The sequence below is a fragment of the Saccharomonospora saliphila YIM 90502 genome (genome assembly GCF_000383795.1).
In the GTDB taxonomy this organism is placed as follows: domain Bacteria; phylum Actinomycetota; class Actinomycetes; order Mycobacteriales; family Pseudonocardiaceae; genus Saccharomonospora; species Saccharomonospora saliphila.
The window spans coordinates 1-1911 of record NZ_KB912730.1 but is presented as its reverse complement, the minus strand read 5'-3'; the positions used below and the strand labels follow the sequence as shown (position 1 = coordinate 1911).

The window sequence follows — 1911 nt, the reverse complement described above, 5'->3', positions numbered from 1 at the left end:
AGCGCGTCCGCGCCCGGCTCGGCGACGAGCTGCAGCAACAGCCGGTGCCGCGCCCGCGCGCGGGCGGTGCGGTAGAGGCACCAGAGCTGGTTGGCCACCAGCCAGCCCGCGAGTGCCAGCCCCAGCGCCACGGCGGGCAGATGCCAGGCGTCCAGCTCGGACCATCGTCTCGGCAGCCCCGCCAATGAGGGCAACAGTCCCCGCTCGAACGGCGCGAGACCGAACCCGAGCAGCGCGCCGACCGTGGAGACCACGAGTGTCAGCCCGCTGATCTGCCACAACACGAGCGCCGCACGGGGATGGGCGTGCGTCCACCGGCTTCGCAGCAACCAGACGACCACGGACAGAGCCGACAGCCCCGCCCCGAGCTGGTGCCACACCAGGATCACGTCTGTTCGCCCCGCTCCGCCCGACCGTCCGGTCCGGGTGCGGCCCTGGGCCTGCCCGCACGCTCGGCTCGCTCATGCGCGTGCCGCAGCGCCTCGCTCAAGGCGTCGGCCTCGGCACTGCTCACCGACCGCGCGAAATGCACCAGTGCCGAACCCCGGTCACCGCTGAGTTCGAGCGCCTCGAGCATCAGTTCGGCGACGTAGGCCTCACGCCCGGCGGCGGGTTCGTAGAGCCACGCCCGGCCCTGGCGCCCGCGCCGGACGACGTTCTTGTTCGCCAGCCGGGTCAGCACCGTCATCACGGTGGTGTAGGCGAGCCCCCGGTCCCCGAGTGCGGCGTGCACGTCCCGCACGCTCACCGGTTCGCCGCGTGCCCAGAGCACCTCCATCACCGCGCGCTCCAGTTCACCGAGCCTGGCCACCGTCCACCCCTTACGTTCTCGCTCCGCACGCGATTGAACCACGAACCCTGGGGACGGCGAAGCGCGCGGCGCGCGGACGACGGGGACGGCGGCTTCCGGCCCGGCGAAGCACTCAGGTGGCGCCGACGGCGTCGCGGGCCTCGGCACCGTGCGCGCTCATCTGGCGCGCGCAGTGGGCGCAGCAGTAGAAGCGGCCGTCCACCTCGATTCCGTGTCCCATCACGCGGCAGCCGCAGTGCTCGCAGATGGGCGCCAGCCGGTGGATCGCGCACTCGAACGAGTCGAACGTGTGCACCCCGCCACCCACGGTGCGGATCTCGAACGTCATGGCGTAGTCGTTGCCACACACCTCGCACTGGGCCATACCCGGTCACCTCCGTCGTCGACACCGGTCATGCGGACGTAGGCATTCCCGAATGCGACGTGCGGAAACGTGGGGCGTCGAGGCGGGAGGGCCACCAGACACGCCGTCCGATGTCGATGGTGAGCGCGGGCACGAGCAGCGAACGCACCACCAGCGTGTCCAGCAGCACCCCGAACGCGACCAGGAACGCGATCTGGGCGAGGAACAGGATCGGCACCACCGCCAGCGCCGAGAAGGTCGCGGCCAGCACCACGCCTGCCGAGGTGATCACACCACCGGTGACCCTCAGCCCGTACACCGTGCCCAGGCGCGTTCCCCGCGTGCGGGTCTCCTCCCGCACGCGGGTCATCAGGAAGATGTTGTAGTCGATTCCCAGCGCGACGAGGAACACGAAGGCGAACAGCGGCACGGCGGGGTCGGCACCGGGGAAGCCGACGACGTGGTTGAACACCAACGCGCCGACCCCCATGGTCGCCGCGAACGACAACACCACCGTGGCGATCAGCAGCAGCGGTGCCAGCAGCGCGCGCAGCAGGAGCGCGAGCACGGCGAACACGACGGCGAGCACGATCGGGATGATCACCGTGAGGTCCCGCCGCGACGTCTCGATGGTGTCGAGCTGGATCGCCGTCGTGCCGCCCACCAGGGCCTCGGCGCCGGGCACCGCGTGCACGGCCTCCCGCACCTCACGCACGGTCCGCACCGCGGCGTCCGAGTCGGCGGGCGCGGCCAGCAC

At 71.6% G+C, this 1911-nt stretch carries 3 protein-coding genes and 1 pseudogene; all 4 read right to left on the bottom strand.

Features of this window, described 5'->3' with window-relative positions:
* Positions 1-389, bottom strand: a pseudogene (locus SACSA_RS0120675) (M56 family metallopeptidase); the annotation flags it as partial.
* The gene (locus tag SACSA_RS0120670; protein WP_019819774.1) at positions 386-811 is read right to left on the bottom strand and encodes a BlaI/MecI/CopY family transcriptional regulator; all 426 of its coding nucleotides are present in this window, start codon (positions 809-811) and stop codon (positions 386-388) included. The gene SACSA_RS0120670 and the pseudogene SACSA_RS0120675, both read right to left, overlap by 4 nt.
* 112 nt (positions 812-923) lie before the next feature.
* Positions 924-1175, bottom strand: coding sequence for a Prokaryotic metallothionein (locus SACSA_RS0120665; protein ID WP_019819773.1), 252 nt, complete (start codon positions 1173-1175; stop codon positions 924-926).
* Between the two features lie 28 nt (positions 1176-1203).
* Positions 1204-1911 (bottom strand): MMPL family transporter (locus SACSA_RS0120660; protein ID WP_019819772.1); only part of this gene is annotated, 708 nt, incomplete at its 5' end.

Bases quoted from the DNA above. Each gene is read 5' to 3' on its own strand.
- SACSA_RS0120665 (WP_019819773.1), bottom strand. From the start codon at position 1,175: ATGGCCCAGTGCGAGGTGTGTGGCAACGACTACGCCATGACGTTCGAG.